We start from the raw sequence: 24,571 nt of genomic DNA, 5'->3' as shown, positions 1-24,571 counted from the left end.
CTAAAAGAGTCTTCGGATGTACCTTCTTGCTACTGCAGATTTTGTCTCTCCTGCCCTTTCAAGCCCTGAAACTGCCATTTCAAGGGCGTCGGGCAGATCGTCATGAGCTCCCTTGGGAAACTCGATAAGCTGATCTATCAGAAGTTTCTGGTTCCTTCTGAATCTGATTAGTCCATTTTCTATGAGAGGAGAAAGTTTCTGGATTCTCAACTCCTTACTTACTTTTGGCTTTATCCCTTTAATCGGTAAGTACACTCCACTTTTACTCGCTTCCCTCATTATCTGATTTTTGTAGATTTCCTGAAATGCAATTTCCTCAAAGAATATCTTTTTGGGTTTGAATGCTAAATATTTCTCGATTATTTTCTTTGTGAGATTTAAATCTGAAATCTTTTCAGCAAAGGCGTCAAGAACGTAGATAATGCCTGTTTCTTTGTCTTTACCAACTGTTACAATCGCCGAATAGTCTCCTGTTTTCTTACCAGTGGCAGGGTCGACTGCCATTGTAACATTTAGTTTTCTATTTACTATTTCAGCTGGTTCATAATACTGAAACCATTCAGGTTTGAATACCATGTCTTCTTCAGAGAGTGGTTCGTTCAGATATTCTGTTGCAAAGGCTATGCTGCCGATTTCTGTTTTTCTCTGGTATAGTCTGTCTAAGGACCAATAATCATTCCAAAGAGCTTTTTCTTTTCCACTTTCGTCCTTGAAGATTGCTTTAAACTTAACTGCAAACCAGTCTTTTAATTTCCCTTCTCTTACTTCTTTTAAGAGCCTTGAAGGAAGGTCGTCGTGGTGGAGAATCGTATTAGTGAAGATTATGAAAGCGTCTCTGTCTGCCATTGGAATGATTGTTCTTTTAAATCTCCTGTAGATTTTTTCTCTTTTAGATGGACTTTCTGCATCGGTATCCTTTAAAACATCATCGCACAAGATTAAATCTGGACGGCTTTCCCTTTTTCTCATACCTCTGAGGGAGCCGTCTATTCCTTTACCTGTTATGTTTACGCCGTTTTTGAACTTCAGCCTTTCTCCTTTCCACTTATCTCCTCTAACGTCTCCAAAGTCTTCAAGGATTCTTTCGTTTTCTTCTACCTCAAGCTTTATGTTTTCAAGGATTTCTTCAGCAGATGGCTTTGATGCAGCAATGATTACTATGTTCTTAGCTTTTTTAAAGAGTGCATTCCAGAGGAGATAGGCTTCAGCCCTTGTAGTTTTGCCGTGCCCTCTTGGTTCTACGTTCACGATTCCTTTTATTTTTTCAGAAGGTTTTAAAATGTCCCAGTCTTTGGGATCTATCCACTTTTTGAGTTCCTCAATTGTTTCTGGAGTTACCTTGTGAGTATTGAAAATCTCAAGAAGCAATTTCTGATAAGGGGCAGGTTCCGAGAAGAATTTGTGAGAAAGATAGTAACGACAGAAAAACCAGAAATCACTTTCAGCCTTTTTCAGCCTCTCTGCTTTTGCTGGATCGATTTCAATATCGACTTTTTGTAGAGCTCTTTGTAGAGCTTTCTTCTTAATGCTCAACTGTAAGCTCCTTTATGGAGTTTATAACAGCTTCTGCAACGTCCGGTTTATCCTGAAATTCCTGTTTAACACGACTGACAAGCTTCTCTATCATCTCCTCGAACTGCTCAGCATATCTTTGTTCAAGTTCAGCCTGAGTCTTTTCGGCATAAGCAGAAGCTCTCATGAAGTTTGAAAGCGTGTTTATGGCTTCTTTTGTTATGGTTATGTGCTCTTTAAGTACTTCGGGATTGAACCCTTCTCCCTGCATTTTTTCTGCCATCTGGTCTAAGACAAAAACCAGCTGCTGATATATTCCAATCATTGCGAAAGACAGCCCTTTCGTAGCTGTTAAAAGCTCTCCACTGTCAAGGTTTTCCCCAAAAGCAAGGGCAACGTCAAACATATTCTGCTTGTCTTTAAACCAGTTCCAGATGGACTTGTAGGAAATTTCTATCCCGTACTTTTCCTGCAGATAATCTTCAAGGTATTCAAAAGTTCTGCCTTCCCTTCTTAACTTGATAATCTCTTGCTTTATGTGGTCGGGAAGCCTGTCAAACTTTTTGAGTCTTGTTTTCCTTGCCATCAGCACTCCCTTGGCAGAACTATGGTTTCATCAACTGCCTGTTTGTCTATAAGCAGATAAGCTTTTGGAGTTGCAAAAAGGACGGTATCAGCATCAAGGTAAGGGGTTTCTTTTCTCAGGTAGCCATCGTTTATAAGTTCAACAATTACTTCTTTGAGTTTAGGAAGTTCCAGAACTCCAGGATCATAGAACCTTAAGAGAAGGGCATATATTTGACCATAAGTAAGACCGCTTAAGTGGTGAACGGTTTTATAGAAAGAAAGTATCCTGCCTTTGAGCTTGGGTCTTTCAAACATCTTTTCCCCCTTGAACCTTCAAAATTTCCTTTAGAAGTTCTTTGAATTCTCTCTGGATTTCCCTTTGTGCCTTGAGGAAGTTGTTGTTCATTTCTTCAAAGCGACGGCTTGTGTCATTCATGAAAGCTATGAGGTCAACCTTTTGAACTAAATTTCTTTCATGCTCTATGAGCTTCTTATCCTGCTGGAGTATCTTTCTATCAAGTTCGTGGTATCGTTCATGAAGAACTTTATCAAGCTGGTAGTGTTTTTCGTTCAATGAGTTAAATTTCTTTTCAAGTTCTTCTTCCAGTTGGGACTGTCTTTCTTCCCATGCTTTGAATTTTCTATCAAGGACAGCTTCAAGCTCCTTAAGGATTTTACTCTGCCCCTTCCACTTTTCATAGAGAACGTAAATCATGAAAATAACCGAGTAAAGAACAGGTGAACCTGCTGCATCTTTAAGGAGTGAGAAAAACATGCTATCCAAGTTTTCTCTCCTTGTGGGAATTTACACTTGAAGATAGCAGGGTTTAAGAGTAAAGGTGGTAAGGTTACCAGCGTTAATGAGCGTAGCCCGTGTTGTCTTCCCAGAGGTCTTTCATGAGCTTTTCAAATGCCCACTTAAGTTCTGGAGTTGCCTTGTCTATGGCTTCAAGGAGCTTTTCTTTGAAGTTCTGTTCTGAAACTCCTTGAAGGGAAACATTCAAGTTAACATTTACCTTTGGAGAAAAGCTAACAGTTTTGTTGCCTTGCTCTTTTACTTTTTCAATCTTTTCCGTAAGCTTTTCCATCTTTTCTTTCTGGGAGAACTGCTTTTCAAGAACTTTTTCGTGAATAGTTCTTTTCTCCTGCTGGTTTTGATGAATTTCCTTCTGGCGTATTTCCTCTCGTTCTCTAAGGGTTTCTCTCGTCTCTTTTTTCTGGTGAAGTTCTCTGATATGCAGTTTTTCGTAAACAACCTCCTTGTGAGTGGCTTTCTCGAATGCTTCCCTGACTCTTTCAGGTGGAACTACTCCTTTTTCTCTTAGCTTCTTTTTCTTTTCCTCTTCTCTTTCTTCGTCTCCGAAGAAGAATCCAAATACACCGGAAATCTTGTCTTTTAGCCAGTTAACCGCTTCAAGAGGCTTTTTGATCACAGAAAGTATTCCAGAAGTGAATGTTTCTATTATCTTTATGCCAGCTTTTGTAAGGTCAATCCCGGTTATAAACTCTACTGCAGATTTCACAGCTTTTAAAAGCAAAACAACAGGATGGTAATCCACAAAAAGTTTTAATCCTTTTCTCAGAAGTCCCGCAAGAGATTTAAAGCCAGACTCAATAAAATCTACAATGGAAGAAAACTTAGACTTGACGGAACTCCAAATATCGTGCCACCTATTTTTGAAGTAAAGAACAGCGGCTATTGTAGCTCCTGCAACTGCGATTATCAGAGTAAATGGAGAAATGAGCATAGAAAGTCCACCTATGGCAAAAGAGGATGCTATTGCTACAAACTGGAGAACAGCTCCCACCATTCCAAGAACAGCTACAATACCTAAAATGGCAAGAGTGATTTTTGTTATGAGAGGATGTTTTTCTGCAAAATTTCCTATGGCGTTAGAGATTTCAAGAATCATATCTCCAACAGGCTTCAAATCTTTTGCAAGGTCATCGAAACTTTTCAGGAAAACTGTTTCCACTTTCCTCCAGGCATCTTCAAGTTTGTCAAAGAGGGTTTTGGACTCTTGAAACATCTGGTCTGTAGCACCCTTCCACTTTCCTAAAATTCTATCCGGGTCGGCTATTGCCTCTCCCATCTTTGCAAGAACCTTGTGAGTGATATCTTCTGTTCCTTGAATCCCGAATATCTGCTCCATTATGTTTCTGGCAGCTTGAACGTCTCTCTTATAGAGAACTGCTAAATGCTGGAGGAGTTTTGAGTAGCCCTCTTTTTTCTTCCTGTCGTTCCCGGTTTCAAAGCCTTCTCTTATCTCCGCCAAATACTGCTTTATCTTCCCTGCTTCGTGTCCAAACTTATCAACAGGGAGAAGCTGGTCAACTATTCCAGCTTTTTCTCCTTCTCCAACAAGAGCCTGCCAGATCGAAATGTCTGTAAGCCTTGCTTTGAAAGATTCTTTTACCGTATCAGCCAGCTTATCAAAGTTGAATGCTCCCTCGTTAGCTCCAGCTATCAGGTAGGCAACAAACTCCTTAGCCGATAGTCCTGCTTCTTTCATTAGCGGAGCGTATTCCCATAGAGTATCAAGTAGATCGTTAGCTTTGTCTCCAGCTTTTGTGAAGACAGTCGTCATAAGGTCTGTCGCCTCTTCTGCTGTAATGCCAAAGGCTTTTCTCATCTGTGCTATAGCTCTTGTTATCTCTTTTGTGTCCCACTCTGGAATTACTTTCTGGACTTTAAGAGCCTGGATTACAGCCTTTTTAAGTTCTTCCCCTTGAAGTCCTGTTAACTGGCGAATCTGGGTATAGACTTCTGCTATTTCTTCTGGAGCTTTTTCAATGATTCGGTAGATGTCAATGAGGTCTTTTTTTACTCTATCAAGGTCTTTAGTGGTTAGTTCTGTCCTTGCAACTATCAAGTGAGCCTGTCTGTCAAAATCAACCATTTTGTTGACAATGTCTTTAATGGCAAAAGAAGCAGAAGCTCCTATTCCTCCGAGAGCAGCCATTCTTTTGAGTCTCGCCCCGACTGTCATAAGACTCGAAGAAGAAAGCTTCTTTTCAAGTTCTTCCTGCTTTTTTGCAGTCTCTTCAAGCTCTTTCTGATACTTTTCAAGGTCTTTTGTAATGTCTTTTAGGGTAAACCCTTGACTCTGGAGAGCTTTTCTCAGGGTTTCTGCCCTTTTAGTAGCTTCTTCCTTTTCTCTGTTCACTTTTTCAAGTTTCTCTTTTTCTTCTCTTAAAGAGGAAGAGACCTTTTCAAGCTTTTCCCTTAACTCTTTCGCCTTGGCGGAAAGGTAAACGTTCCCTTCACCGCTTCTCTTTAATTCTTTTTCAACTTTCTTGAGTTCATCCTGAAGGTTCTTTTGTTCCCTTTCAAGGAGTGCTACAGCTTTTTTGTGTTCAAACTCAGCTTTTGCAAGTTTAAAGAGGGTATGAATCAACCTGCCATAAGAGTCAATTTGTTTCTTAGTCTTTTCGGGTAGCCTATCGTAAAGCTCATAGAGGTTTCCAATTTCCACTCTCTCTTTTTTGAGGGCTTCAGATAGTTTTTTTGACTCGTTTATAGCTTTTTCTTTTTCGCTTTTTATAGCCTCAAGCTTTCGTTTTTCTTCTGTTAGGGAAGAAGAAACCTTTTCAATTTCGGCTCTTAAAGTTCTAAGCTTTTCATCTAACTCTTTGGAACTCCTACCCTTACTTTCGTATTGAGCTTCTACCGTCTTGAGTTCCTGATTAAACTTTTCATAGGTAGATTCGAGGGCTTTAATCTTTTCTATCTGCTTTTGTTCGGCTTGTGAAAGCTCTGAAATTTCCTTGGAGAGCTTACCGAAGACTTCAACGTTTTTAAGCCTGCCGTCAAGGGTCTGGAGTCTCTTCTGGAGTTTTTCAGATAACGCTTCTATCCTGTTAACTTTCTGACTGAAAAGGTCTTTAACGCCAACAATCAACTGAAGTGCAAACTCTCTTCTTTCCACCATCAACCTCTTTTAAGAGCTTCTTCTCTTTTTTCAAGGAACTGCAAGGTAATTTCCAGAACGTAGTTAAGTTCTGAAAGGGGCATCTCTTTAACTTCGCTGTAGCAGTAACCAAACTCAACCAGGAATGGAATTGCCTGTTCTACGAACTCCCCGCTTCCTTTTGAAGTTGCGATAAAAAATCTTCGGAGATACCCAGCAGTTTCATTACAATTTCATCAAAATCCTCTGCCGATAGCTTTTCGGCAAGTTCGAGGGATGGTATTTTTACCCCGAAGTTACAGAGACGGTTGAGAATGCAGATAATAAAAGCGTCTCCGTCTTTTGTTCCAAACGTAGCCTGAGCTTCCTGTGCCGCTTTAATCCTGTCAAGGACTGTTATTTTCTTACGAGTGATTTTGACCGTTTCAATCCTTTTACCTTCTGCTTCAAACGGGTGCTTTAGCCTAACCTCTTCCACTTTGCTATCCTCCTTTCCTGACAGTGATTTTCGTCCTCCAGCCATTTTCTTTCGAGATTGAGTGAACAACTTTAATTGCCTGATACTTTCCAGCGATAAAACCGTAAAGTTCCTCTGGCAGAACTATGTAGTCTCCAGCATTAACAGGCTGACCGTAAATTGTAAAGGTGGCTTCTGCCTTAAGCTCAGACTTACTCTTTTTAATCACTGCCTTAACCTTTTCCTGAGCTTCTTTTAAGTTGTGGGCTATACCGTAGAGTTTAATTGTTTTCCCTTCTTTTACTTCCGGGTTTTCTTCCCGGTAAACGAGGGTTTCTTTTGAACCGGGCTTGTAGTATTCCATCTCAACAACTTTTACAGCTTCTTTCTTTGGTTTAAAGCGAATATCGTCATTCACCAAGTAAGGAGTAATATCCCACTCTCTTGTGGGTAGATTCCTGGCAAAGACCACAGTTCCAGCTCTAATGAAGAATTTGCAGTTGTATTCTCTTGCAATGCGTTTTAAGAACTGTTCGTAAGTCTCGTTAACTATGTCAATCCGGGTTAGCGGGACTTCTGGAGCGTCAACAAAGGACTTTTTACTGCACCTTACAATTATCTGGGAAACAAGGTCTTTAAGTGTAATGTTCTCGTAGCTTTCGTTTCTAACAACCTTGAAGGCTTTAAGGTCTTCGTAGTTCTGGGAAGTCGCCGAAATCGTTAGGACAGAGCCTTTCTCCCGTAAAGTGAAAGAGTCTCCAACGTAGAAGATTCCAAGGTGAAATTCTTGACCGTTGGCAATGATAGAGGCTTTTATTTGGCTGTTTTCCTCTATTGCCCACTCTTTTAAGAAGCGCCTGTCAGGATTGGAGAGAGTGAGCTGGAGTTCGTCTTTTGCCTTCTCCTCAATGGAATCCGTATAGATCACCTCAAGAATGAAGTCCGAGAGTTCCCGTGTAACATTCTTACCATTTATGAAAACCTTTATCTTGGGCTGTCTTATCAGGTTTTCCATGGCGGTGGTGGTAACTCCTTAGTAGGTTGTTCTTCAAGAACGGGAATTTTCAGCTTTAAACCCGCCGGTAAGGTTGGGGAGTAAAGGAGACTTGGGGGTATTTCCTTCTCATTGGCTTCCTGAATAAGGTAATACTTATCTGGAACACCGTAGAACTCATAGCTTATCAAGTCCCAGCGGTCTCCTTCTTTGGTTATGTATTCAGCGTAAGAAGTTGTCATTTCTAACCTCTATGAGTTTTAAGTTAACCGTTAGCTTCTTAATAGAGCCGTCAGGAGCAAATTCTGGAACTTTTTCCATCTCTTCAATCGTGAACTCTCCAAGTATCTCCTGACCTATTACAAGTAGCTGAGGTTGAACATTGTCCATTAGTCTCTTTAGCTTTTTGTAAGTGGCTTCTGGATCCTGTGAAAACGGATAAGCAATGGCAATGGTAAGTTCAATAACCCTTTCATTTTCTCCTGTATCTTCAATGAACGGGTAGCCATTAACTATTCTGTGTCTTGGTTTCCCTCTTGAAAATCTCTCCCGAAAGTTCCTTGGATTAATCCCCTGTATTTCAAAAGGAATATCTCCGAAAGCTCCAAATTTCACAGGATTAGCCATCTCTTACGACCTCTTTGACCGTTGGTACTTCTACTGTTTGCTTTATTTGAAAAACGAGCTTTATCTGGAATCTATCTTGAAAACCTGGAGCAGTTTTGAGGTCAAGAGGGTCCTCGGAGAAAAGAACTGGTTCAAGGTGTCCGTTTACGTCTATTGGCACGATTGCACATTCTCCAAAGACTTCAAAATCGCCCTCTTTCTCCGAAACTGGAGGAAGCTTTAAGTTAACGGGAGACTTAAAGAAATGTTGAATTAGAGAAGAATATTTAATTGCCTTAAAGAGCAAAACGTTATCTCTATTGCCAGTTCCTTTAACGTTTAAAACTATGTCAACGGGAAGCTCCGCAATATAGAAAACTGTAACTTTTCCTTTTTCTTCTTTCCTATCAAGTTGTCTGCCAAGGGAAAACTCTTTTGGCTGGAGTCTCACCTCTACAGCACTCATAGCAGGTGAAGGGTCTATAACCACCGATATTCTTAAAAACTTCTGAAACTTTTTTTCAAGCTCTATTAAATGCTTCACGACAGCTCCTCAAACAAGATTCTCTCAGCAAGTTCCTGTAGTCCTCTGAGCTGCTCTTCCGTGAGATACATAAACGGTCTTGCCGGGATGGTTACCTCTTCTTTCCTTACAAACAAAAGTTTTGGTTTGGACTTCTTTCGCTTAGCTGGAGGAATGCCAAGTATTACTCTTTTTCTGAAAACAATCTCCCAGCCTTCTCCCTTGAGCTTTTCAAGGTAACCTCTTACTCCCAGAGTTTCTACTTCTCTTCTAACTTTCTTGTCTGCTGGGATAACAAGGGTTTTGCTCTTTTTCGGAGTAATCGTTCCTCCAAAATGCTGAATTGGAGCATACCGCAGATTCGTTCCTGCTATTACTTTCAAACCTTCTACTTTTCCAGCAATAGAATTCCTTAAATGCCCTTTATCTCTTAATGGAGGTTTTCTCCCTTTAACTTTAAGGGTTATAGGAGCATTACGTGGTTCTTTAACATTATCAATATTCTTCTGAATTTCCCGAATAAGGAACGGTTTAATTTCTTCGGGAAGTTCCTTAGCTTGTTCTCCAAACTTCTTTACAGCTTCAACAAATTCAAGTAGCGGTTCCATCATAAGGCTTAATCTACAGTTCTTTCCTTTCCAAAGTGGTAAGGTTACCACCTGCCCTTTCTCTTTGCTCTACTATAAAACCACTATGAGTAAGAAACTGCTACCGGACGTTTTAAAGGGCGACAAAAGAGCAACAGCTCTTGCAGAGCTAATTGAAAAGGACAGGCAAGAGATCCAGGAGCTATTGCCGTTTCTCTTTGTTTATAACCTTTCCACACTCTCGGACTCTGAACTCGAAGACCTTGCCTGGCAGTTTGACGTTTCTAAAACTGCCTGGAAACTTACACAGGATAGAAGTCAGAAGGAAGAACTCGTAAAAAATGCAATCATTCTCAAAATGAAACTTGGAACACCGTGGGCTATCAAAAAAGTTCTGGAGATTTTGAAACTCGGAGGGGAAATACACGAATGGTTTACATACAACGGTAAGCCTTATCACTTTAAAATAGACCTGTTCTTTGAAGAGTTGATTAAGAACGGAATTACACTTACTCCCGAAATTGAAGAAAAACTTTTGAGGCTCATAAATGCCTACAAAAACGAAAGAAGCTGGTTAGAGGAACTAAAGTTTAACGTCTTCTTTGAAAACGAGCAGGAAATAGGAGCAAGCTCTAACCTCTCCACCTTCACAAAAGCCACATTTGAAGAAGACAGTGAAAAGAAAATCCTTATGTCCCAGGATGGAGAATACAAAATCCTCGGAACTGGCATAAAGCCAGTTACTTTTACCACTGCCACTTTTGAGGAAAACAGCGAAAAAGTAATCACCGCTGGAGACGGAGTTTCAATCTTTGCTGGAAACGTTACCGCAGATGGTTTCTTGAAAGCTTCCTTTGAATCAACAGAAACAGAATGGGATTTCTCCTCTACTTGTGCAGTTACAGGCAGTTTCAACTCAGTTGCCTTTATCAGGATTAACCTCACTGGAGGAATCAACTAATGGCAGAAGAAATTAAACTAATACCGATAACCACAACAGCAGGATTGCAAAAATTCTTTCAGGTTAGTGGACTTCCAGAAGTAAGACTAAAGCTTACTCATATAGGTTTTGGAGATGCAGGATATACTCCAGAGAAAAGCCAAACAAGTCTGAAAAACGAAATAATCAGAGTTCCAATTGCTTCTGGAAAGGTTTTCCCTTCCGATGGCTACATGGACTTATCTGCCCTCCTTCCAGAAGATGCTCCTGAATTCTGGATAAGGGAGATAGGCTGGTATCTTGAAGACGGCACTCTCGCTTTTGTCTGGTCTCATCCAGAAGTTCCTATTGCATGGAAAAATAAAAATCTAAAGCTTTTGACTGGAATATCTGTAAGAGTAACAGACGTTCCTCTGGACAAGATAGAGATAGTTGAAAGCAATCCAGACCTGAAACTTCTTTACACGGAAGAGTTTGCTCAAGTTTCCCGAATTCTCACAAACCATGAAATTGCGATTGTAGCCATTAAAGATAAGGCAGACGAAGCCATTGAAATTGCAAACGACATAAAAGAAAGACTTGAAGCTCTACTACCTTATGTCAGCAGTATTGATGAAAAGACAGCTGACATAGAGAACAACCTTCTCCTTGAACAACTTACAGATCAGACGGTTCTTGCAAGAATAGGGCAGGCTATTACCACCCTTACGGAAAAGCTGAACCTTGTTAACACAAGTAAACTTCAAGAGGTAGAAGAAGAGATAGACCGAATAGAAAAACTCCTCCAGCAGGTCAAGGACAAAGTTGACTCAGATGTAGTTGCAGGTTTCCAGAAAGAAATAGACAGCCTCAAAAGTCAAGTTGATTCCCTGAAAGACTCAAAAGCAGATAAAACTTATGTTGATAATACTTTTGTAAAAACCACAACTCTTGAAGATTACGCAACTAAAAGCTACGTAGATAACAACTTCACGAAAACAGCAGACTTTACCACTTCAAAAAGACGTTTTTCCGATTCTTCACCAACCCTTAGAGTAGGAGATTCTATCGTAGTTGAATTTGATGGGACTGAAGCCAAAGTATCTTCAATCTTAGAAAAGGGGATCTACACCGTGGCAGTTTTTGTGGATGACTGCCACGGCAACAACGGAACGCCGGTAATACAGATAACAGACAACAAAGGAAATGTTCAAGAGTTTAAACCGATTGGAGACGGAACAATCAATGACGACGCACTCTTCCTATTCAGACTTTTCTGCGGAAACGAGGGACTAACCATAGTTGGAGAGGCAAGCTACGACATAGACACAAGCAGAAGTTTTAACAGCACCTATTCTTCCTTCAATCAGCACTTTGACTTTGGTGTAGATGCTTCAACGGTAAGAGACATCATATTCAAAGTTTTAGACAACAACGGCAGTGCCATTTCAATAGCTGGAAAACTCTCAATAACCAAACTCATATAAAGGAGGTAAGCGATGGACTTAACACAAACGATACTGGAGCTTAAAGAAAACACTTCTGAACTTTTACAACGCTGGACAACCCAGAGCGATAAGTGGAACCAGCAGGTTAATGATTTAGTTAACTATGGGAAAAGTAAGATTGATGGGTTTATAGCTGGAGCAGAAGCAACAATAAAAAGTTGGTGGGCACCAATATTCTACGTTAATCAGCAAACTGGCAGTGACAACAATGAAGGTTCAGAATCTTCTCCTTTTCAGAGCCTCAAAAAGGCAATTGATTCCGTTCCAGTAGGCGGATATGGCATAGTTGTGCTTCAGGATAACTACACACTTCAAGAAAATATAGATGTTAGAAACAAGACTATTTCTGTTGTCGGTACATATTCTTCCGACCAAGATGATTTTAAAGAACTTTTTGCATCTGCCTATGAAACTTGGACAGGAAAGGCATCTGTACACGGCTTCCATCTTTATGGAAGTGCAACAATAGGTTTTCGTGGCTTGAAGATTACATTAGGTCACATAGATAACAAGAACGTAGAAAATTACTCAGGGGACGCAGGCTTTATAAAGCTTGGTACAGGAAGTATACCCATAACAGCAGGAATTAACTTCAACAGGTGTGCAATTCATTATACAGGGACTTGCAATGGCAACATAATACCCATACTTGCTATTCCTTACTGGGACACAGGAACGTTTGCCCATTTAAACTTCTATGCATCCTCAATTACTTTACCAGTTTCGAGTGGGAGTTTTATAAGAGTCCACGGGATTTTAGGACTAACTGTAAAAGGAACTTCGCTTAAAGACGAGAGTTCGAATGACTTAGAGTGGAAAGGGGTTATCGCAGGCATCATAGAAGACACTAATGGAAGACCAATAAACATTATCTCTACAACTGTTCTATAAGGAGGGTAAAAATGATAAGAGTACTTAAAGTAGGAAAAACCATATACAGAAACTTTAATCCCAAGGTAGTAAAACCAGTTGCTTTTGATGAACAAGGAAATCCAGTTCAATTTGAAGAGTCTTATGCTCTTCAAGAATTATCGAATGAAAACATTGCAAAAGGATATTTTAAGGACACTCTCTCTTGGTTCACTGACTTCTACATCCAGCAAAAACTCTCTGAAATAGACGAAGACCTTGCAGACATAACCTCAGAAGCTCAGGTAATAGAAGGAAGGATTCTCTACATAGCAGCACAGGAAGGCATTGCAATTACCACAGATGAAGTTAAGCAGAAAATTGCTCTATTTGTAGCTGGAGCTTACACGCAAGAGCAAGCAATTGAAGACTTAAAGGCAAAAGGACTATCAGACGAGTCTGTCCAGAAAATCCTTCCTCTTCTTGCCCGTGCAGTGGAGATTGCCAGGATATTCAACTGGAAAGAAGAAATCTGGGATAAGGAAGGAGAGCTTGAGAGTCAAATAGACTCAATGAACCTTGAAGAACTCCTCCAGCTTGATGTGAAGAAACTCTGTGAGGATACCTATTCAGAAATTCCACTTGAGGTTTAACAATGGGAGCGAGAGACCTCCTCAAAGTGTATATCCTTGCTTCCATAGGGAAGTCCCTTACAAGCCAGCCTATAAGGATAAGGCAGTGGGGCTTCCCCTTTACTCATATAGCCTTCATTGTTGACCTTAAAGACAGGAACGATCCGGTTGTTATCGAAGCCTGGTGGAACGGAGTAAGATACGGAAAGTTTTCAGAAGTCCACACACCAGGGACAGAGTTTGCTGTTTACTCAGTAGAAGTCACAAAAGAGCAGAGAGATGAAATAAGACACTTCCTCCAGAGACAGATAGGGAAACCTTACGACTGGCTTGGAATTTTAGGATTTGTCTTCTTTAATCCGAATCTGGAAAGCAAGAACAGATGGTTCTGCTCTGAATTGGTATTCACAGCATTTAAGCAGGCAGGAGTAGAACTTCTGAAAAACACTCATCCTTCAGAAGTCAGTCCGAGACTCTTTTTGAAAAGTCCACTCCTGGAGTTTGAATACACGACAAAGTTACCGGAGGCTCACCGTGGCAAGCAGGAAGTTAGAAGACCTGCACCCTGTAACACGTGAGAAAACTGAGAAGTTTCTGGAAAAAGCAAAAGAGAACGGTATAGAGGTTCTCATTTATTGCACCTATCGTTCTCCAGAAGAACAGGAAATCCTCTACATGCAGGGTAGATTAGAACAGTTTGGAATTACCTTAAAAGAATTGAACGAAAGAAGGAAAAAGCTCGGACTCTGGGAATTAACAGAAAAAGAAGCGAGGAGAAAGGTTACAAATGCAAAACCCTGGCAGAGCTTTCATCAATACGGGCTTGCTTTTGACTGTGTACCTTTAGCAGGTGGGAAACCAGACTGGAGTAATCAGGAAGCCTATGCCATTCTTGGAAAAATAGCTGGAGAAGTGGGTTTGGAATGGGCTGGCTCATGGAAAAGGTTTCGTGAACTTCCTCACTTCCAGGATACAGAAACATTTCAAAAAATCGTTAGAAGAGGTAAATGATGCTCTTTGATGCACTGTTATCTCTTGGTTCAACCATAGCTGACAAACTCTTTCCAGATGCAGACAAGAAGTTGGAAACTAAACAGCAGAAAGAGAAGTTTGAACAACTCTATCGCATGGCACTTTTGGAAGAAGCATCAAAAGAAAACTCCGAATTCAGGAAGTTCATGCTGGAGTATGAAGGGAGACTGATAGATATTCCACGCCCCGTTCAGTATTTACGATCTTCTGTAAGACCAGTGATAACGTATGCGGTAACAGGAGCTTACATTTATGCTTTTTTACATCCGGAGAACTTTACTCCTCAACAACTTGCAATGCTAAATACGCTTTTATTACTCGTTAACGCCTTTTGGTTTGGAGAAAAACTCATAACAAGAACCGGATTTTTAGACCTTTTTAAGAAAAGAGATTCCAAAGCTTAAGGAGACCTTCCCTTGTCCTCCTGTCGCTCTCCTCCTACTTAAGCCATTCTCCCTATATGACGTTCTTTTCCTCTGTAAAATTCAAAAGGAGGTTCCATTATGATCCCATACATCGGTGGTAAAAGCAGGCTTGCCAAGTGGATAATCTCTCACTTTCCATCGAATTACACGAAAATGACTTATGTTGAGGTTTTCGGAGGAGCAGGCTGGGTTCTATTCAAGAAAGAGAAATCACTGGTAGAGGTCTATAATGACAAGGATGAAATGCTTGTTAACCTCTTCATTGTTCTCAGGGATCACTTTCAGGAATTCCGCAGAAGAGCACATAGAACACTCTTCTCCCGACGGACATTTACTCTTGCAGTAGAGCAAACAAAGAACAACTACTTCAAAGATAACATAGACAAGGCTCTTGCTTTTGCTGTTTCCGTTGTTCAATCCTTCTCAGGAACAAGAAATAGCTGGGGATACCACATTTCTGCAAACAGAAAGACCAGCAGTAATCGCTGGATTGCTTTCCTGAGAAGACTAAATGAAATCAGATACAGACTTTCAACCGTTCAGATAGAATGTTTAGACTTCAGAAAAGTTATTGAGAAATACGATACTCCTAACACACTTTTCTATCTTGATCCTCCCTACGTTGGAAAAGAACATTACTATAGAACTGGATTTACAAAGAAGGACCACATAGAACTTGCTGAGATTCTTAAAACCATAAAAGGTAAGTTTGTTCTTTCTTACTACCCATGCGAGCTGGTTGAAGAACTTTATAAAGACTTCAACTGGCAAACAAAAGAAGTGAGCAAATCGAGCTATGGAATAACCGAGTTTTCAAGGATGAGGAGCCGTCCCAGAGGAACGGAGCTCCTCATAAAGAACTTTTAACCCGCCGTCCCCCTGAAGGGGGACACATAAATTGTATCAAATCCCGCCGTTATTACGAACGTTTAACATTAAAAATAATTTTCATAAAATTACCTCATGGGAAAAATACAATTAGTGTCTAAGTTTTTGAAGGGAAAAAGTAAAGACGTTCATATTACGATTAATCCAGAACTGTGGAAACTTTTTAAGGATTATTGTGAAGAGCAAGAAGGTATCAAACCAAACCACAAAATATCGGAACTTATCCTGGAATTTCTGGATAAGAAGGGTGTCTTAGAGCAGTATCAAAAATCTCCATCCTCTAAAGGTTCAACATAACCATGTTTTTCAAGCAAAGCTCCAACTGCTATATCGTCAAAAAGATTACTCCTGGCAAGCCATTCTGAATAGCGAAGGTTTCTCAGGACAGTCCTATCCCGACGTGATAAACCCTCATACATATCTTCTCTATTCCAGATTTCCCGAAGGTCTATCAATCCTTCTTTCATAAAAACCTCTCTCTCCTGACGATTTGATCGTATATTCAAGTCTTACATTTATAGAACTTCCATCCTCGTTGATTTCTGTAATCTTTACAGTAGCAATAGAAATTGCGGGAACATTTCTACTAACATCTTTATAGATTGATCCAACCAAAACAGGAACTGTGGTTATTCCCTCGTCAAGATAATCCCAAATACCACATCCATATTCTGGGTCAAGAGTCTTTTCCCCTTTACGTGTCAAGAGAACCATTTCTATCTGCTGGTTAATGTCCTCTATTAACGATGAAAACTCAATGCCAAAAAGTCTTCCACCCATAGTAATTCTGATTTTAATCTTCCTCTGTAACTCTTGCAACTGTTAAGTTAACCTAACAAATTTCTCAACTTTTTCTTTAAAATCAAGAAATAAATGAGAAAAAATCTCGCAAAAATTTCTCAACTATTTCTTTACTTTTTGAAAATTTCTCATCTTTTTCTTGATTTTTTTACAGTTAGGAGTTCCTATTTCTCACTTTTTCTTTTATGCTTAGAAAAGCCAGAAACTCTACGAAATTTAGCAGTTATATGACAAAAAGAAATTTCTCATCTTTTTCTTTACTCCAGAAATAAGGAACGGGTGAAAGTTGCTTTTCAGGATATTGTAGACATAAATAGTGGGAAAGTAGTTTTCAGGGAAGCTCTGGCAAGAATAGTCATTGATGATAATCTTGTTTCGGCTGGTAAATTTATAAATTTAATTGCAAATACTAATATTGAGAGAAAGCTTGACAGATTAGTTGTGGAGCAAGTTTTAAAGATAATTAAAAGTGGAATAGTAAAAGGAAAGGTTTCTTTAAATCTTTCTTCCGGTTTTATTAAGAAAAATATTCACTGGTTCCTTGATATGGTAGAGGAATATGGTATTTCACCTTCATCTATTATTGTTGAACTAACAGAAAGAGATGACATTTTGGATATAAAGGAAACCAAGAAGAAGCTGGAACTTCTTAAAAAGAAAGGAATGTCAATTTTTATAGATGATTTTGGAGTTAAATATGCAAACTATAACTTACTCAAGGAACTTCCAATAGATGGTTTAAAAATTGATGGGTCGATAGTCAAAGATATGAAATTAAACAAACTCGATTCAGCTTTTGTTTCGTGCGTTTTACAGTTTGCCAAGATAAAGAATATAAAAATTGTTGCTGAATATGTAGAGACTGAAGATGTAAAAGGAGAACTTGAACGGATTGCAAAGGAAAATCAGTTAGAAACGCTATATGTGCAAGGATACTTCTTCAGTAAACCTACAGTTCTCCCGTAAAAGATTTTTTCTTACTAAAAAATTCGATGATCCTCTTAGCTTCATCAACAGTTTGATCTATAACCCACTCCGTATTGGGTTTCCCTTTAGGACAGTAGCGTTCTTTTTCCGAGTAGATACAACCACAGTATTGTTGCCGATATAGTTTGTACTCTTTTGATATGTTTATTCCTTCCTTCCAACCCTCTCTGAAGTCGATGTTCAAAAACTTCACACCAAACTTTGCAGCGGCGTTCTCCGCAAGGGGAACCATTAGCTCTCTCTTCTGATACTTGCTGTAGAAGAGTGTAGATGTAAAGAAGTCAAATTTTCCTTTTTTAGCAACGCTTGCTGCCATTTCAAGTCGCATTGAGTAACAGACCTGACACCTTACGGGTTTTTCCTCTCTAAATACAACACTCCTAAGCCACTTTTCCGGTTCGTAGTTTTCAAAGTAAATGATTTTGATGTTTTCAATCTTTTCAAGCTCTTTGACCGATTTCATTCTTTTAACGAATTCGGTACAGGGATGGATGTTGGGGTTGTACCATAGACCAACAATCTCGTAACCTTTTTCTTTTAGAACCTTGATTGGGTAGCAGGCACATGGAGCACAGCAGATGTGAAGGAGTATTCTCACTCTTCCAACTCCATATCAAGATTTGTTTTGCCATCTTTTTCCCAGATAATTTCTATTCCTGCCTTGGAAAACGAGTTCTGAAAAGGCATGCTTAGCTTTGCTATCCTTATAATAACAAGTTCGGGATGCCATTTTCCTTTAATCTTATTTAGCAATGATTCTCCCAGTTCTTCAAGGTATGTGAATTGATTTTTATTTACAATTGTAAGAATGAGGTTATGTAGCTCTTGATAATCAACAAACTCCTTAGACTCAACTTTTACATCCATCAAAATCTGGACTCCCAATTTTCTCTCTTCTTCAAAAACACCACATTTGACGTAAAGCTTCATTCCTTCAATGAAAACAGACCTTCTTGTCATTATTCCCTCGCCGTTTTTTCTATTTCTTCTACAAGCCTTTCAAGAGCTGCTTCTTCAGACAGTTTTTCTATCACTCTTCCTTTAACGAAAAGGATAAAGTAATCTCCAGCTCCTGCAATTCCAACGTCTGCAAATCTTGCTTCTCCAGGACCGTTTACTGCACAACCCATGACTGCAACTTTTAGGGGTTTTTCTATGTGTTCAAGTCTTCTTTCCACCTCTTTTGCAATCGTTTCAACATCAACCATGCACCTGCCACAGGTTGGACAGGATATGACCTCAACTCCTCTCTTCTTTAGCTCAAGGGCAGAGAGAATCTTATAGGCAATCTTGACTTCTTCTTTTGGACTGGTTGAGAGGGAGATTCTCACAGTATCCCCGATTCCCTCGTAGAGGAGAATCCCAACTCCTATGGCGGATTTAACGGCTCCTGAAATGAGTGTTCCGGCTTCTGTAATACCTATGTGGATCGGGTACTCGGTCTTTTCTGCAAAAATCTTGTTGGCAATTACAGTACTCTTAACCTCTGAACCCTTTAGTGAAAACTTTATGTTTGTGAAATCATTGTCTTCAAAGAACTTTGCGTAGTTTAAAGCAGTTTCTGCAAGGGCTTCTGGTGAAGGCTTTCCATACTTTGCTAATATCTCTTTTGGTATTGACCCGGAGTTAACTCCAATTCTGATTGAGATTCCTCTCTCTTTTGCAAGAGAAATGATTTCCTTGACCTTCCAGCTTTCTCCTATGTTTCCCGGGTTTATCCTTATGCAGTCTGCACCGTTCTCTATCGAAAGGAGAGCCAGTTTATGGTCAAAGTGAATATCTGCAATCAGAGGTATTGAGATCCTCTTCTTTATCTCTTTAAGGGCTTCTGCTGCTCTTACCGATGGAACTGCAACTCTCACTACTTCACAGCCAACTTTTTCCAGCTCCTTTATCTGAGCAACGGTTGTTTCAACATCTTCTGTAAACGTGTTTGTCATTGACTGGACGACTATTGGATGCTCGCTACCAATTGGGACATTTCCCACATAGATTGTCTTTGTCTTTCTTCTCTTAATCCATCCCATTTTGAACTCCTTCAAATTACGTATATATTCTAACCCACCATGAAATATAGAGTTAAAGAGAGCTTTTCAAAGGCTGTAGAAGAGTACGATAGATACGCCATCATTCAACAGCAAGCTGGGAAAAGACTCCTTGATAGACTTTGCTTGATTAAATGGGATGGCTTTATACTTGATCTTGGGGCTGGAACGGGCGTCCTTTTAAAAAGGTTTAAAAATACAGTAGCCCTTGATCTGTCCCTTTCAATGTGCAGGAGTTGTAGAAAGCAGGAGCTGTTGCCAGTTGCTGGAGATGGGGAGTTCCTTCCCTTTAAAAGCAGTGTATTTGATGTGGTTTTCTCAAACTTTGCCCTTCAGTGGATGGTTCCTGAAAGGGTTGCTTCTGAGGTTTATAGGGTTTTGAAATCAGGTGGGTTTGCTTTCATATCTCTTCCAGTGGAGGGAAGTCTCTCACGACTTCTTTTGGCCTGGAACAAAGCTCACATTGAAGTTTTCGGAGAGGAAGATGTTCTCTTCAGATTTCCGTCAGAAAATCGGATTCTGGAAGCTTTTAAAGAAGCAGGCTTTAAACTTTTAGAGTTTGAAAGAAAAGAGTTTTCTATCTGGTTTGACTCCCCCCGTGAGGCTGTCAGATGTGTTAACAGAGTGGGAGCGAGAAATCCTTTCAGAAAGAGTAAAACGAACAGAGAGCTTGTGAAGAAGTTTTACGAGTTCTACTCTCTCAACGGGAAGTTTCTCCTGAACTATAGGGTACTGTTTCTTGTTTTGAAGAGGATTTAACCCTATTTTTCCATCAAAACTTTCTGGAGAGAGGTAATGGGATTCAACTGTGGAATAGTGGGACTGCCAAACGTTGGGAAATCAACTCTTTTCAACGCTCTTACAAACTCTGCAAAGGCTGAGGCTGCAAACTATCCTTTCTGCACCATTGAACCAAACGTCGGGATAGTTGAAGTTCCTGATGAGAGGCTCTACAAGATTGCTGAGATTGTAAAACCAAGGAAGATAACACCCACAACGATTGAGTTTGTTGATATTGCAGGACTTGTCAGAGGTGCAAGCAAAGGAGAAGGACTTGGGAACCAGTTCCTTGCAAATATCAGGAATGTTGATGCGATTGCTCATGTTGTCAGGTGTTTTAGAGATGAAAACGTTGTCCACGTAGATGGAAGTGTTAATCCAATTAGGGATATTGAAACGATAAATCTGGAGCTCGTCTTTAAAGACCTTGAAAGTGTGGAGAAGAGGCTCCAGAAGGTTTCAAAGCAGGCGAAATCTGGAGATAAGAAGGCCAGAGCTGAGGTTGAGGCACTTGAGAAGCTGAAGGAAGTCCTTGAAAGAGGAGAGAGAATCTATCCATACCTTGAAGAATTGGATGACGAAGGAAAAAGGGTTGTAAAAGAACTCGCTCTCCTTACTGCAAAGCCTGTAATGTACATTGCGAATGTTGATGAGGAAGGACTTTTAGAAGATAACGAGTATGTGGAACAGGTAAAGGAGCTTGCAGAGAAAGAGGGAGCTCCTGTTGTCAAGATCTGTGCAAAAATTGAAGCAGAACTTGCGGAGCTTGAGGGAGAAGAGAAGAAGGAGTTCTTGAAAGAGCTTGGAATGGAAGAACCGGGATTGAATGTGGTTATCAGGGAAGGCTACAAATTACTTGACCTTATCACATTCTTTACTGCTGGTGAACAAGAGGCAAGAGCCTGGACTATCAGAAAAGGAACAAAGGCTCCGCAGGCTGCCGGGAAGATTCACTCTGATATAGAGAGAGGTTTTATCAGAGCTGAAGTCATAAAGTATGAAGATCTTATACGAGAAGGCTCTATGCAAGCATGTAAAGAGAAAGGTCTGATGAGACTTGAAGGTAAGGATTATGAAGTTCAGGATGGAGACATAATCTACTTCAGGTTTAACGTTTAATGGAGCTAAAAGGCTTTGTCTTACGATCAAAACAGATCGGAAATAGGCTAAGACATATTACAGCTTTCACAGACAAACTTGGAAAGGTTGATTTCATTGCGAAGATAAAGAGGGGGGAATTCCCCCTCAAACTTGATCTCTTTTCCCTCTCTACTTTTGAGATCGTTCAAAAAGGGGAAAACTACGAACTCCAGAGAGCTCTGTTGATACGCTCTTACTTTCCTGATACTGTAGAAAAATTCATTTATCTCAGCAAAATTTCAAAGCTTCTTCTTCCCTACCAGCTTGCTGCAAATCAGAAGCTTTTTAAACTTTTTGAAAACTATTTTTCTATTGGAGATTCCTATAGAGTTGCCTACACAATGTTTCTTTTGAAGTTTACCTTTGTTGAGGGAATATTTCCTGCTCTCACAAAATGTGTGGGTTGTGGAGCAAGACAGCTATATTCATTTTCGATAGAAAGGGGAGGAGTTCTCTGTTTTAGGTGTGCTGAAAAAGACGATATTCCCTGGAGTTCTGATCTTTCTAAGCTTTCTGTGAATCTGGCGAAAAACTCTTTTGAGAAGATGAAAAAGGAAAAAATACCTCTGCAAAAGCTTGATAAAATTAACACGGTTTTTGAAAATCATGTCAGATTCAGACTCTCTTAAAGGTGAATAATGCTTGAGATAATAGAAGCGAATGCCGGGGCGGGGAAGACAACAACAATAGTCAGAAAGTATGTGGAGCTTTTAAAAGAAGTAAATCCTGAAAACATTGCGCTTATAACCTTCACAGAAGCAGCCGCAGCGGATCTAAGAGATAGGGTAAAAAAAGAACTTGAGGAAGCTACGGATCCGGAACTCAAAAAGAAGCTTATTTACATTCCATCCGCTCCGATAGGAACCATACACTCTTTTTGCTACGACATACTGAAGAGGTTTGGTTTTAAATACAGGTTTTTCAGCCTTGATACTGTTGTTGCAACCTCTTTGGAGGTTGAGAAGTTCTTAGATGAAGTGGTTGTAAATGTTATTCAGGAATTTCAGGAGAAAGAGGAGAAGCTTTTAGAGGTAGTTCTCAGGAGGATAAACTACGATAGACCAAGGGCTTTCAATAGTCTAATTACTTTCCTGAAAACTCTGGTTAAAAATAGAACCCGATTCCTCATGTTTGACGACTCTTTTTCTGTTGATAGGATGATGGAAAGAATAAGGGAGCTCTACAGTACAATTCCTAGCTCTACTGAAGTCCTTGTCAACCTTGACAGTAAAGATGCAAATGAGAATGCTAAAAGAGAGAGGGAGATATCCAATCTACTGTTGAGAATATCAAAGGCTGTTGTCAGAGCCTATGAAAAAAAGCTTCTTGAGGAAAACAGGATAGACTACAGCGGGATTCTTCTCCAAGCTTTTGAGCTCGTGAAAAACTTTGACAACGCAAGGGAAGAAATAGCAAAGGCTTTCAGATACATAATAATCGATGAGTTTCAGGACACCGATCCTATTCAGTGGGGGATTGTAAAAGCTCTCTTAAAGCACGATCCAGAAATTTCGGTCATAGTTGTTGGTGATCCCAAACAGTCGATCTATAGGTTCAGATCGGCAGACCTTCTGATCTGGAATGAAGCTAAATCGGTGGCTTCAAAAAAGGAAGAACGACTGACGAATTATAGGTCTGCAAGGGGGCTTATTGATTTCTTCAATTCCATTTTTTCTGAAATCTATAACGAACTTAGAGGTTCTTTCCCGGGAGAACTGGAATTCAGAGGGTTTGAGCTCTCTCCTGAAACGCCTGAAGGTGGAGAGGTAATCCTCTATATCTATCGTCCCAGAAAGGAGAAAGAGAGATTTGTTAAATATGCTATATCCAAAACTCTACCTTATGCAGAAGAAGGAACTGTTGGAATAATAGGTAGAAGGTGGAACGATCTCAGGCCTTTTGAAAGGGTCTTAAAGGAAAACGGTATCGATTACACCTACGTTGCTACTAACCCTTACAACACCTTAGGAGTGGAGGAACTTCTTCATCTCTTAAGGTGGCTTGCAAATCCTGAGGATAAGAAATCTCTTTTTCTTCTTCTCTCTTCCAGAATGTTTGGGCTTACTCACACGGAGGCTCTTAAAGTTGTTCTCACCGGTGAATTTCCAGAGGAATTAAAGGAGTTTCAGGAGATTTGTGAAGAGACAAGGAAGAGAATAGACAGAGAGCTCCACTCCGTTCTCATTCTTCATCTTCTTACAAAGTTAAATTACCTTGACGCTCTCTACCTCACAGACTTTGAGTCTTACCATTCCATTACCGAAGTTGTTAACGAGATCTACAACTTTGAAAAGCAGGAACCTTTATCATTCAGGGAAATTATCTGGTACATAGAAAACATGGGGAAAAATAGAGACTATTCTCTAACAAGTAAAGTAACTGTAAAGAAAGGCTATGTCCTTACAACAATTCACAGTTCAAAAGGACTGGAATTTGATTCGGTTGTTGTAGTTCCCTGGAAAAAAAGCTGGAATTACGGCAATTTTCTTTACACAAACATCGGCTTTGCCGCAAAGCTCTATTCGATTGAGAATCTTCCAGAAGAGAGTCCATACTTCAACATGCTAAAGGAGCTTGACAGTTATCTTGACTACTTAGAAGAGAAGAATCTCCTTTACGTTGCTCTCACGAGAGCAAAAAAACAGTTAATAGTTGGTGTAAACCCGGAAGGTAGAAAAAAGTTCAAGATCGGTTCATTTGTCTTTGACAGAGAGAAGTATGAACAATATGTAGATTATGGAAAAGAGGGGAAGATTTATTCCTTCGAAGAGGAGAGGGATTTCAGACAGAGTAAGCTCTATGAAGCAGATTATGTGAAAGTTGTCAGACCAAGTTCTCATGATGAAAGCTTTGAGAGTGAGAGAAATCCCTACATTCCTTCAGGTATTTCTCCCGGAGAATATGGAACAATCGTTCACGCTCTTTGCCAGGCATTTGTTAATGGAGCTGATAGAGAAAAAGCTGTGAAGTTTGCGCTCTCTTTCTCCTTTGTTCCTTCTGAAGAACTAAAAAAGAGGTTACAGGAAATATACAGTCTGCTTGAGAAAGAATATAACTATCTCAGGGAAAATTCGGAAGTAGAGGTTCCTTTTGAATTAATGAAAGAGGGAAAAATAATAAGGGGGAGAATTGACCTTGTAAGATACCTTCCTGAAGGAATAGAGATCTGGGATTTCAAAACAGGGCTTTACAGCGAAGAGAAGGTGAAAATTTACCAGGAACAGCTCAGACTCTATAGGGAGGCTTTTAAAGAGGCCGGAAAGAAAGTAGCTAATTTGAAGCTGTTTTTCATTGACGAAAATCGCTTGGTAACAGTAGAAGAGCCTGGGTGTAAATAAGAAACTGATAAAGCCATCTCATTCCTTTCAATTGTGCTATTATTTTATTCTGAAAAAACAATTAAGGGGA

Annotated in this window: 29 protein-coding genes; 13 read left to right on the top strand and 16 right to left on the bottom strand. The window is 39.9% G+C overall.

What is annotated here, in order from left to right; translation table 11 throughout:
- From terL to ACYQ3A_RS09490, 11 genes are all read right to left on the bottom strand, one after another.
- Window positions 1–1,533 carry a phage terminase large subunit gene (gene terL, locus ACYQ3A_RS09540; protein WP_459897085.1) on the bottom strand — a complete coding sequence of 511 codons (1,533 nt, stop codon included), beginning with the start codon at window positions 1,531–1,533 and terminating at the stop codon, window positions 1–3.
- The gene (locus ACYQ3A_RS09535) at window positions 1,523–2,098 is read right to left on the bottom strand and encodes a hypothetical protein (RefSeq protein ID WP_163328753.1); all 576 of its coding nucleotides are present in this window, start codon (window positions 2,096–2,098) and stop codon (window positions 1,523–1,525) included. The genes terL and ACYQ3A_RS09535 overlap by 11 nt, the downstream gene beginning before the upstream one ends.
- Window positions 2,098–2,394, bottom strand: a complete 297-nt coding sequence (locus ACYQ3A_RS09530; RefSeq protein WP_163328752.1) for a hypothetical protein — start codon at window positions 2,392–2,394, stop codon at window positions 2,098–2,100. The genes ACYQ3A_RS09535 and ACYQ3A_RS09530 overlap by 1 nt, the downstream gene beginning before the upstream one ends.
- Entirely contained in the window at window positions 2,387–2,863 is a 477-nt protein-coding gene (locus ACYQ3A_RS09525; RefSeq protein ID WP_163328750.1) for a hypothetical protein, read from the bottom strand. Before ACYQ3A_RS09525 ends, ACYQ3A_RS09530 begins: the two co-directional genes overlap by 8 nt.
- A 73-nt stretch (window positions 2,864–2,936) precedes the next feature.
- Window positions 2,937–6,011: a phage tail tape measure protein gene (locus ACYQ3A_RS09520; RefSeq protein WP_459897084.1), complete on the bottom strand. Its 3,075-nt coding sequence runs from the start codon at window positions 6,009–6,011 to the stop codon at window positions 2,937–2,939.
- Between the two features lie 139 nt (window positions 6,012–6,150).
- The gene (locus ACYQ3A_RS09515; protein WP_163328745.1) at window positions 6,151–6,468 is read right to left on the bottom strand and encodes a hypothetical protein; all 318 of its coding nucleotides are present in this window, start codon (window positions 6,466–6,468) and stop codon (window positions 6,151–6,153) included.
- A gap of 4 nt (window positions 6,469–6,472) precedes the next feature.
- A complete protein-coding gene (locus tag ACYQ3A_RS09510; protein ID WP_459894619.1) occupies window positions 6,473–7,462 on the bottom strand; it encodes a phage late control D family protein in 990 nt (329 codons plus the stop codon).
- A complete protein-coding gene (locus ACYQ3A_RS09505; RefSeq protein ID WP_163328741.1) occupies window positions 7,450–7,683 on the bottom strand; it encodes a tail protein X in 234 nt (77 codons plus the stop codon). The genes ACYQ3A_RS09510 and ACYQ3A_RS09505 overlap by 13 nt, the downstream gene beginning before the upstream one ends.
- On the bottom strand, window positions 7,664–8,068 hold the full coding sequence (locus tag ACYQ3A_RS09500) for a phage tail protein (RefSeq protein WP_459894623.1): 405 nt from the start codon (window positions 8,066–8,068) through the stop codon (window positions 7,664–7,666). The genes ACYQ3A_RS09505 and ACYQ3A_RS09500 overlap by 20 nt, the downstream gene beginning before the upstream one ends.
- The gene (locus ACYQ3A_RS09495) at window positions 8,061–8,591 is read right to left on the bottom strand and encodes a hypothetical protein (protein WP_459894626.1); all 531 of its coding nucleotides are present in this window, start codon (window positions 8,589–8,591) and stop codon (window positions 8,061–8,063) included. The genes ACYQ3A_RS09500 and ACYQ3A_RS09495 overlap by 8 nt, the downstream gene beginning before the upstream one ends.
- Window positions 8,588–9,181, bottom strand: a complete 594-nt coding sequence (locus tag ACYQ3A_RS09490; RefSeq protein WP_459894629.1) for a phage virion morphogenesis protein — start codon at window positions 9,179–9,181, stop codon at window positions 8,588–8,590. Before ACYQ3A_RS09490 ends, ACYQ3A_RS09495 begins: the two co-directional genes overlap by 4 nt.
- 82 nt (window positions 9,182–9,263) lie before the next feature.
- On the opposite strand from ACYQ3A_RS09490, the gene ACYQ3A_RS09485 reads away from it, so the two are divergent.
- From ACYQ3A_RS09485 to ACYQ3A_RS09450, 8 genes are all read left to right on the top strand, one after another.
- The gene (locus ACYQ3A_RS09485) at window positions 9,264–10,118 is read left to right on the top strand and encodes a phage tail protein I (protein WP_459897083.1); all 855 of its coding nucleotides are present in this window, start codon (window positions 9,264–9,266) and stop codon (window positions 10,116–10,118) included.
- The gene (locus ACYQ3A_RS09480) at window positions 10,118–11,563 is read left to right on the top strand and encodes a phage tail-collar fiber domain-containing protein (RefSeq protein WP_459895534.1); all 1,446 of its coding nucleotides are present in this window, start codon (window positions 10,118–10,120) and stop codon (window positions 11,561–11,563) included. Before ACYQ3A_RS09485 ends, ACYQ3A_RS09480 begins: the two co-directional genes overlap by 1 nt.
- 12 nt (window positions 11,564–11,575) lie before the next feature.
- Window positions 11,576–12,475, top strand: a complete 900-nt coding sequence (locus ACYQ3A_RS09475; protein WP_459895533.1) for a hypothetical protein — start codon at window positions 11,576–11,578, stop codon at window positions 12,473–12,475.
- 11 nt (window positions 12,476–12,486) lie between these two features.
- Window positions 12,487–13,086 carry a hypothetical protein gene (locus ACYQ3A_RS09470; protein WP_459895532.1) on the top strand — a complete coding sequence of 200 codons (600 nt, stop codon included), beginning with the start codon at window positions 12,487–12,489 and terminating at the stop codon, window positions 13,084–13,086.
- A 2-nt stretch (window positions 13,087–13,088) separates the two neighbouring features.
- Window positions 13,089–13,643 (top strand): YiiX/YebB-like N1pC/P60 family cysteine hydrolase, encoded by a 555-nt coding sequence (locus tag ACYQ3A_RS09465; RefSeq protein ID WP_459897082.1) that lies wholly within the window; start codon window positions 13,089–13,091, stop codon window positions 13,641–13,643.
- Window positions 13,600–14,076, top strand: a complete 477-nt coding sequence (locus tag ACYQ3A_RS09460; RefSeq protein WP_459897081.1) for a M15 family metallopeptidase — start codon at window positions 13,600–13,602, stop codon at window positions 14,074–14,076. The genes ACYQ3A_RS09465 and ACYQ3A_RS09460 overlap by 44 nt, the downstream gene beginning before the upstream one ends.
- Window positions 14,073–14,501: a 3TM-type holin gene (locus tag ACYQ3A_RS09455; RefSeq protein WP_459897080.1), complete on the top strand. Its 429-nt coding sequence runs from the start codon at window positions 14,073–14,075 to the stop codon at window positions 14,499–14,501. The genes ACYQ3A_RS09460 and ACYQ3A_RS09455 overlap by 4 nt, the downstream gene beginning before the upstream one ends.
- Window positions 14,502–14,600: 99 nt before the next feature.
- Window positions 14,601–15,389 (top strand): DNA adenine methylase, encoded by a 789-nt coding sequence (locus ACYQ3A_RS09450; RefSeq protein WP_459897079.1) that lies wholly within the window; start codon window positions 14,601–14,603, stop codon window positions 15,387–15,389.
- A 284-nt stretch (window positions 15,390–15,673) separates the two neighbouring features.
- On the opposite strand, the gene ACYQ3A_RS09445 is transcribed toward ACYQ3A_RS09450, so the two are convergent.
- Both ACYQ3A_RS09445 and ACYQ3A_RS09440 read right to left on the bottom strand, forming a co-directional pair.
- Window positions 15,674–15,877: a hypothetical protein gene (locus ACYQ3A_RS09445; RefSeq protein ID WP_163328717.1), complete on the bottom strand. Its 204-nt coding sequence runs from the start codon at window positions 15,875–15,877 to the stop codon at window positions 15,674–15,676.
- The gene (locus ACYQ3A_RS09440; RefSeq protein ID WP_163328715.1) at window positions 15,837–16,190 is read right to left on the bottom strand and encodes a GPW/gp25 family protein; all 354 of its coding nucleotides are present in this window, start codon (window positions 16,188–16,190) and stop codon (window positions 15,837–15,839) included. Before ACYQ3A_RS09440 ends, ACYQ3A_RS09445 begins: the two co-directional genes overlap by 41 nt.
- A gap of 300 nt (window positions 16,191–16,490) precedes the next feature.
- On the opposite strand from ACYQ3A_RS09440, the gene ACYQ3A_RS09435 reads away from it, so the two are divergent.
- A complete protein-coding gene (locus ACYQ3A_RS09435) occupies window positions 16,491–17,177 on the top strand; it encodes an EAL domain-containing protein (RefSeq protein WP_459897078.1) in 687 nt (228 codons plus the stop codon).
- On the opposite strand, the gene ACYQ3A_RS09430 is transcribed toward ACYQ3A_RS09435, so the two are convergent.
- From ACYQ3A_RS09430 to ispG, 3 genes are read right to left on the bottom strand one after another with little or no spacing between them, the layout of a single operon-like run.
- A complete protein-coding gene (locus tag ACYQ3A_RS09430) occupies window positions 17,161–17,796 on the bottom strand; it encodes an epoxyqueuosine reductase QueH (RefSeq protein WP_459897076.1) in 636 nt (211 codons plus the stop codon). The genes ACYQ3A_RS09435 and ACYQ3A_RS09430 overlap by 17 nt on opposite strands.
- Window positions 17,793–18,158, bottom strand: a complete 366-nt coding sequence (locus ACYQ3A_RS09425) for a dihydroneopterin aldolase (RefSeq protein WP_459897075.1) — start codon at window positions 18,156–18,158, stop codon at window positions 17,793–17,795. The genes ACYQ3A_RS09430 and ACYQ3A_RS09425 overlap by 4 nt, the downstream gene beginning before the upstream one ends.
- On the bottom strand, window positions 18,158–19,225 hold the full coding sequence (ispG, locus tag ACYQ3A_RS09420) for a flavodoxin-dependent (E)-4-hydroxy-3-methylbut-2-enyl-diphosphate synthase (RefSeq protein ID WP_459897073.1): 1,068 nt from the start codon (window positions 19,223–19,225) through the stop codon (window positions 18,158–18,160). Before ispG ends, ACYQ3A_RS09425 begins: the two co-directional genes overlap by 1 nt.
- 39 nt (window positions 19,226–19,264) lie before the next feature.
- Between ispG and ACYQ3A_RS09415 the strand changes: the two genes are divergently transcribed.
- Genes ACYQ3A_RS09415 through ACYQ3A_RS09400 form a run of 4 tightly spaced genes read left to right on the top strand, consistent with a single transcriptional unit; the run spans window position 19,265 to window position 24,501 of the window.
- A complete protein-coding gene (locus ACYQ3A_RS09415; RefSeq protein WP_459897072.1) occupies window positions 19,265–20,002 on the top strand; it encodes a methyltransferase domain-containing protein in 738 nt (245 codons plus the stop codon).
- Between the two features lie 36 nt (window positions 20,003–20,038).
- Window positions 20,039–21,142, top strand: coding sequence for a redox-regulated ATPase YchF (gene ychF / locus ACYQ3A_RS09410; RefSeq protein ID WP_459897071.1), 1,104 nt, complete (start codon window positions 20,039–20,041; stop codon window positions 21,140–21,142).
- A complete protein-coding gene (recO, locus tag ACYQ3A_RS09405; RefSeq protein WP_459897070.1) occupies window positions 21,142–21,792 on the top strand; it encodes a DNA repair protein RecO in 651 nt (216 codons plus the stop codon). Before ychF ends, recO begins: the two co-directional genes overlap by 1 nt.
- A gap of 9 nt (window positions 21,793–21,801) precedes the next feature.
- Entirely contained in the window at window positions 21,802–24,501 is a 2,700-nt protein-coding gene (locus tag ACYQ3A_RS09400) for a UvrD-helicase domain-containing protein (protein ID WP_459897069.1), read from the top strand.
- Window positions 24,502–24,571 lie beyond the last annotated feature (70 nt).

This window comes from Desulfurobacterium crinifex (assembly GCF_054656775.1).
The sequence above is the reverse complement of the archived record's forward strand: the minus strand, read 5'-3'. Positions and strand labels throughout refer to the sequence as shown.

Coding starts and splice junctions, on each gene's coding strand:
- ACYQ3A_RS09535 (WP_163328753.1), bottom strand. CDS start 2,098: ATGGCAAGGAAAACAAGACTCAAAAAGTTTGACAGGCTTCCCGACCAC.
- ACYQ3A_RS09530 (WP_163328752.1), bottom strand. CDS start 2,394: ATGTTTGAAAGACCCAAGCTCAAAGGCAGGATACTTTCTTTCTATAAA.
- ACYQ3A_RS09520 (WP_459897084.1), bottom strand. CDS start 6,011: ATGGTGGAAAGAAGAGAGTTTGCACTTCAGTTGATTGTTGGCGTTAAA.
- ACYQ3A_RS09510 (WP_459894619.1), bottom strand. CDS start 7,462: ATGGAAAACCTGATAAGACAGCCCAAGATAAAGGTTTTCATAAATGGT.
- ACYQ3A_RS09505 (WP_163328741.1), bottom strand. CDS start 7,683: ATGACAACTTCTTACGCTGAATACATAACCAAAGAAGGAGACCGCTGG.
- ACYQ3A_RS09500 (WP_459894623.1), bottom strand. CDS start 8,068: ATGGCTAATCCTGTGAAATTTGGAGCTTTCGGAGATATTCCTTTTGAA.
- ACYQ3A_RS09490 (WP_459894629.1), bottom strand. CDS start 9,181: ATGATGGAACCGCTACTTGAATTTGTTGAAGCTGTAAAGAAGTTTGGA.
- ACYQ3A_RS09485 (WP_459897083.1), top strand. CDS start 9,264: ATGAGTAAGAAACTGCTACCGGACGTTTTAAAGGGCGACAAAAGAGCA.
- ACYQ3A_RS09480 (WP_459895534.1), top strand. CDS start 10,118: ATGGCAGAAGAAATTAAACTAATACCGATAACCACAACAGCAGGATTG.
- ACYQ3A_RS09475 (WP_459895533.1), top strand. CDS start 11,576: ATGGACTTAACACAAACGATACTGGAGCTTAAAGAAAACACTTCTGAA.
- ACYQ3A_RS09470 (WP_459895532.1), top strand. CDS start 12,487: ATGATAAGAGTACTTAAAGTAGGAAAAACCATATACAGAAACTTTAAT.
- ACYQ3A_RS09465 (WP_459897082.1), top strand. CDS start 13,089: ATGGGAGCGAGAGACCTCCTCAAAGTGTATATCCTTGCTTCCATAGGG.
- ACYQ3A_RS09455 (WP_459897080.1), top strand. CDS start 14,073: ATGATGCTCTTTGATGCACTGTTATCTCTTGGTTCAACCATAGCTGAC.
- ACYQ3A_RS09450 (WP_459897079.1), top strand. CDS start 14,601: ATGATCCCATACATCGGTGGTAAAAGCAGGCTTGCCAAGTGGATAATC.
- ACYQ3A_RS09445 (WP_163328717.1), bottom strand. CDS start 15,877: ATGAAAGAAGGATTGATAGACCTTCGGGAAATCTGGAATAGAGAAGAT.
- ACYQ3A_RS09440 (WP_163328715.1), bottom strand. CDS start 16,190: ATGGGTGGAAGACTTTTTGGCATTGAGTTTTCATCGTTAATAGAGGAC.
- ACYQ3A_RS09425 (WP_459897075.1), bottom strand. CDS start 18,158: ATGACAAGAAGGTCTGTTTTCATTGAAGGAATGAAGCTTTACGTCAAA.
- ispG (WP_459897073.1), bottom strand. CDS start 19,225: ATGGGATGGATTAAGAGAAGAAAGACAAAGACAATCTATGTGGGAAAT.
- ACYQ3A_RS09415 (WP_459897072.1), top strand. CDS start 19,265: ATGAAATATAGAGTTAAAGAGAGCTTTTCAAAGGCTGTAGAAGAGTAC.
- ychF (WP_459897071.1), top strand. CDS start 20,039: ATGGGATTCAACTGTGGAATAGTGGGACTGCCAAACGTTGGGAAATCA.
- recO (WP_459897070.1), top strand. CDS start 21,142: ATGGAGCTAAAAGGCTTTGTCTTACGATCAAAACAGATCGGAAATAGG.
- ACYQ3A_RS09400 (WP_459897069.1), top strand. CDS start 21,802: ATGCTTGAGATAATAGAAGCGAATGCCGGGGCGGGGAAGACAACAACA.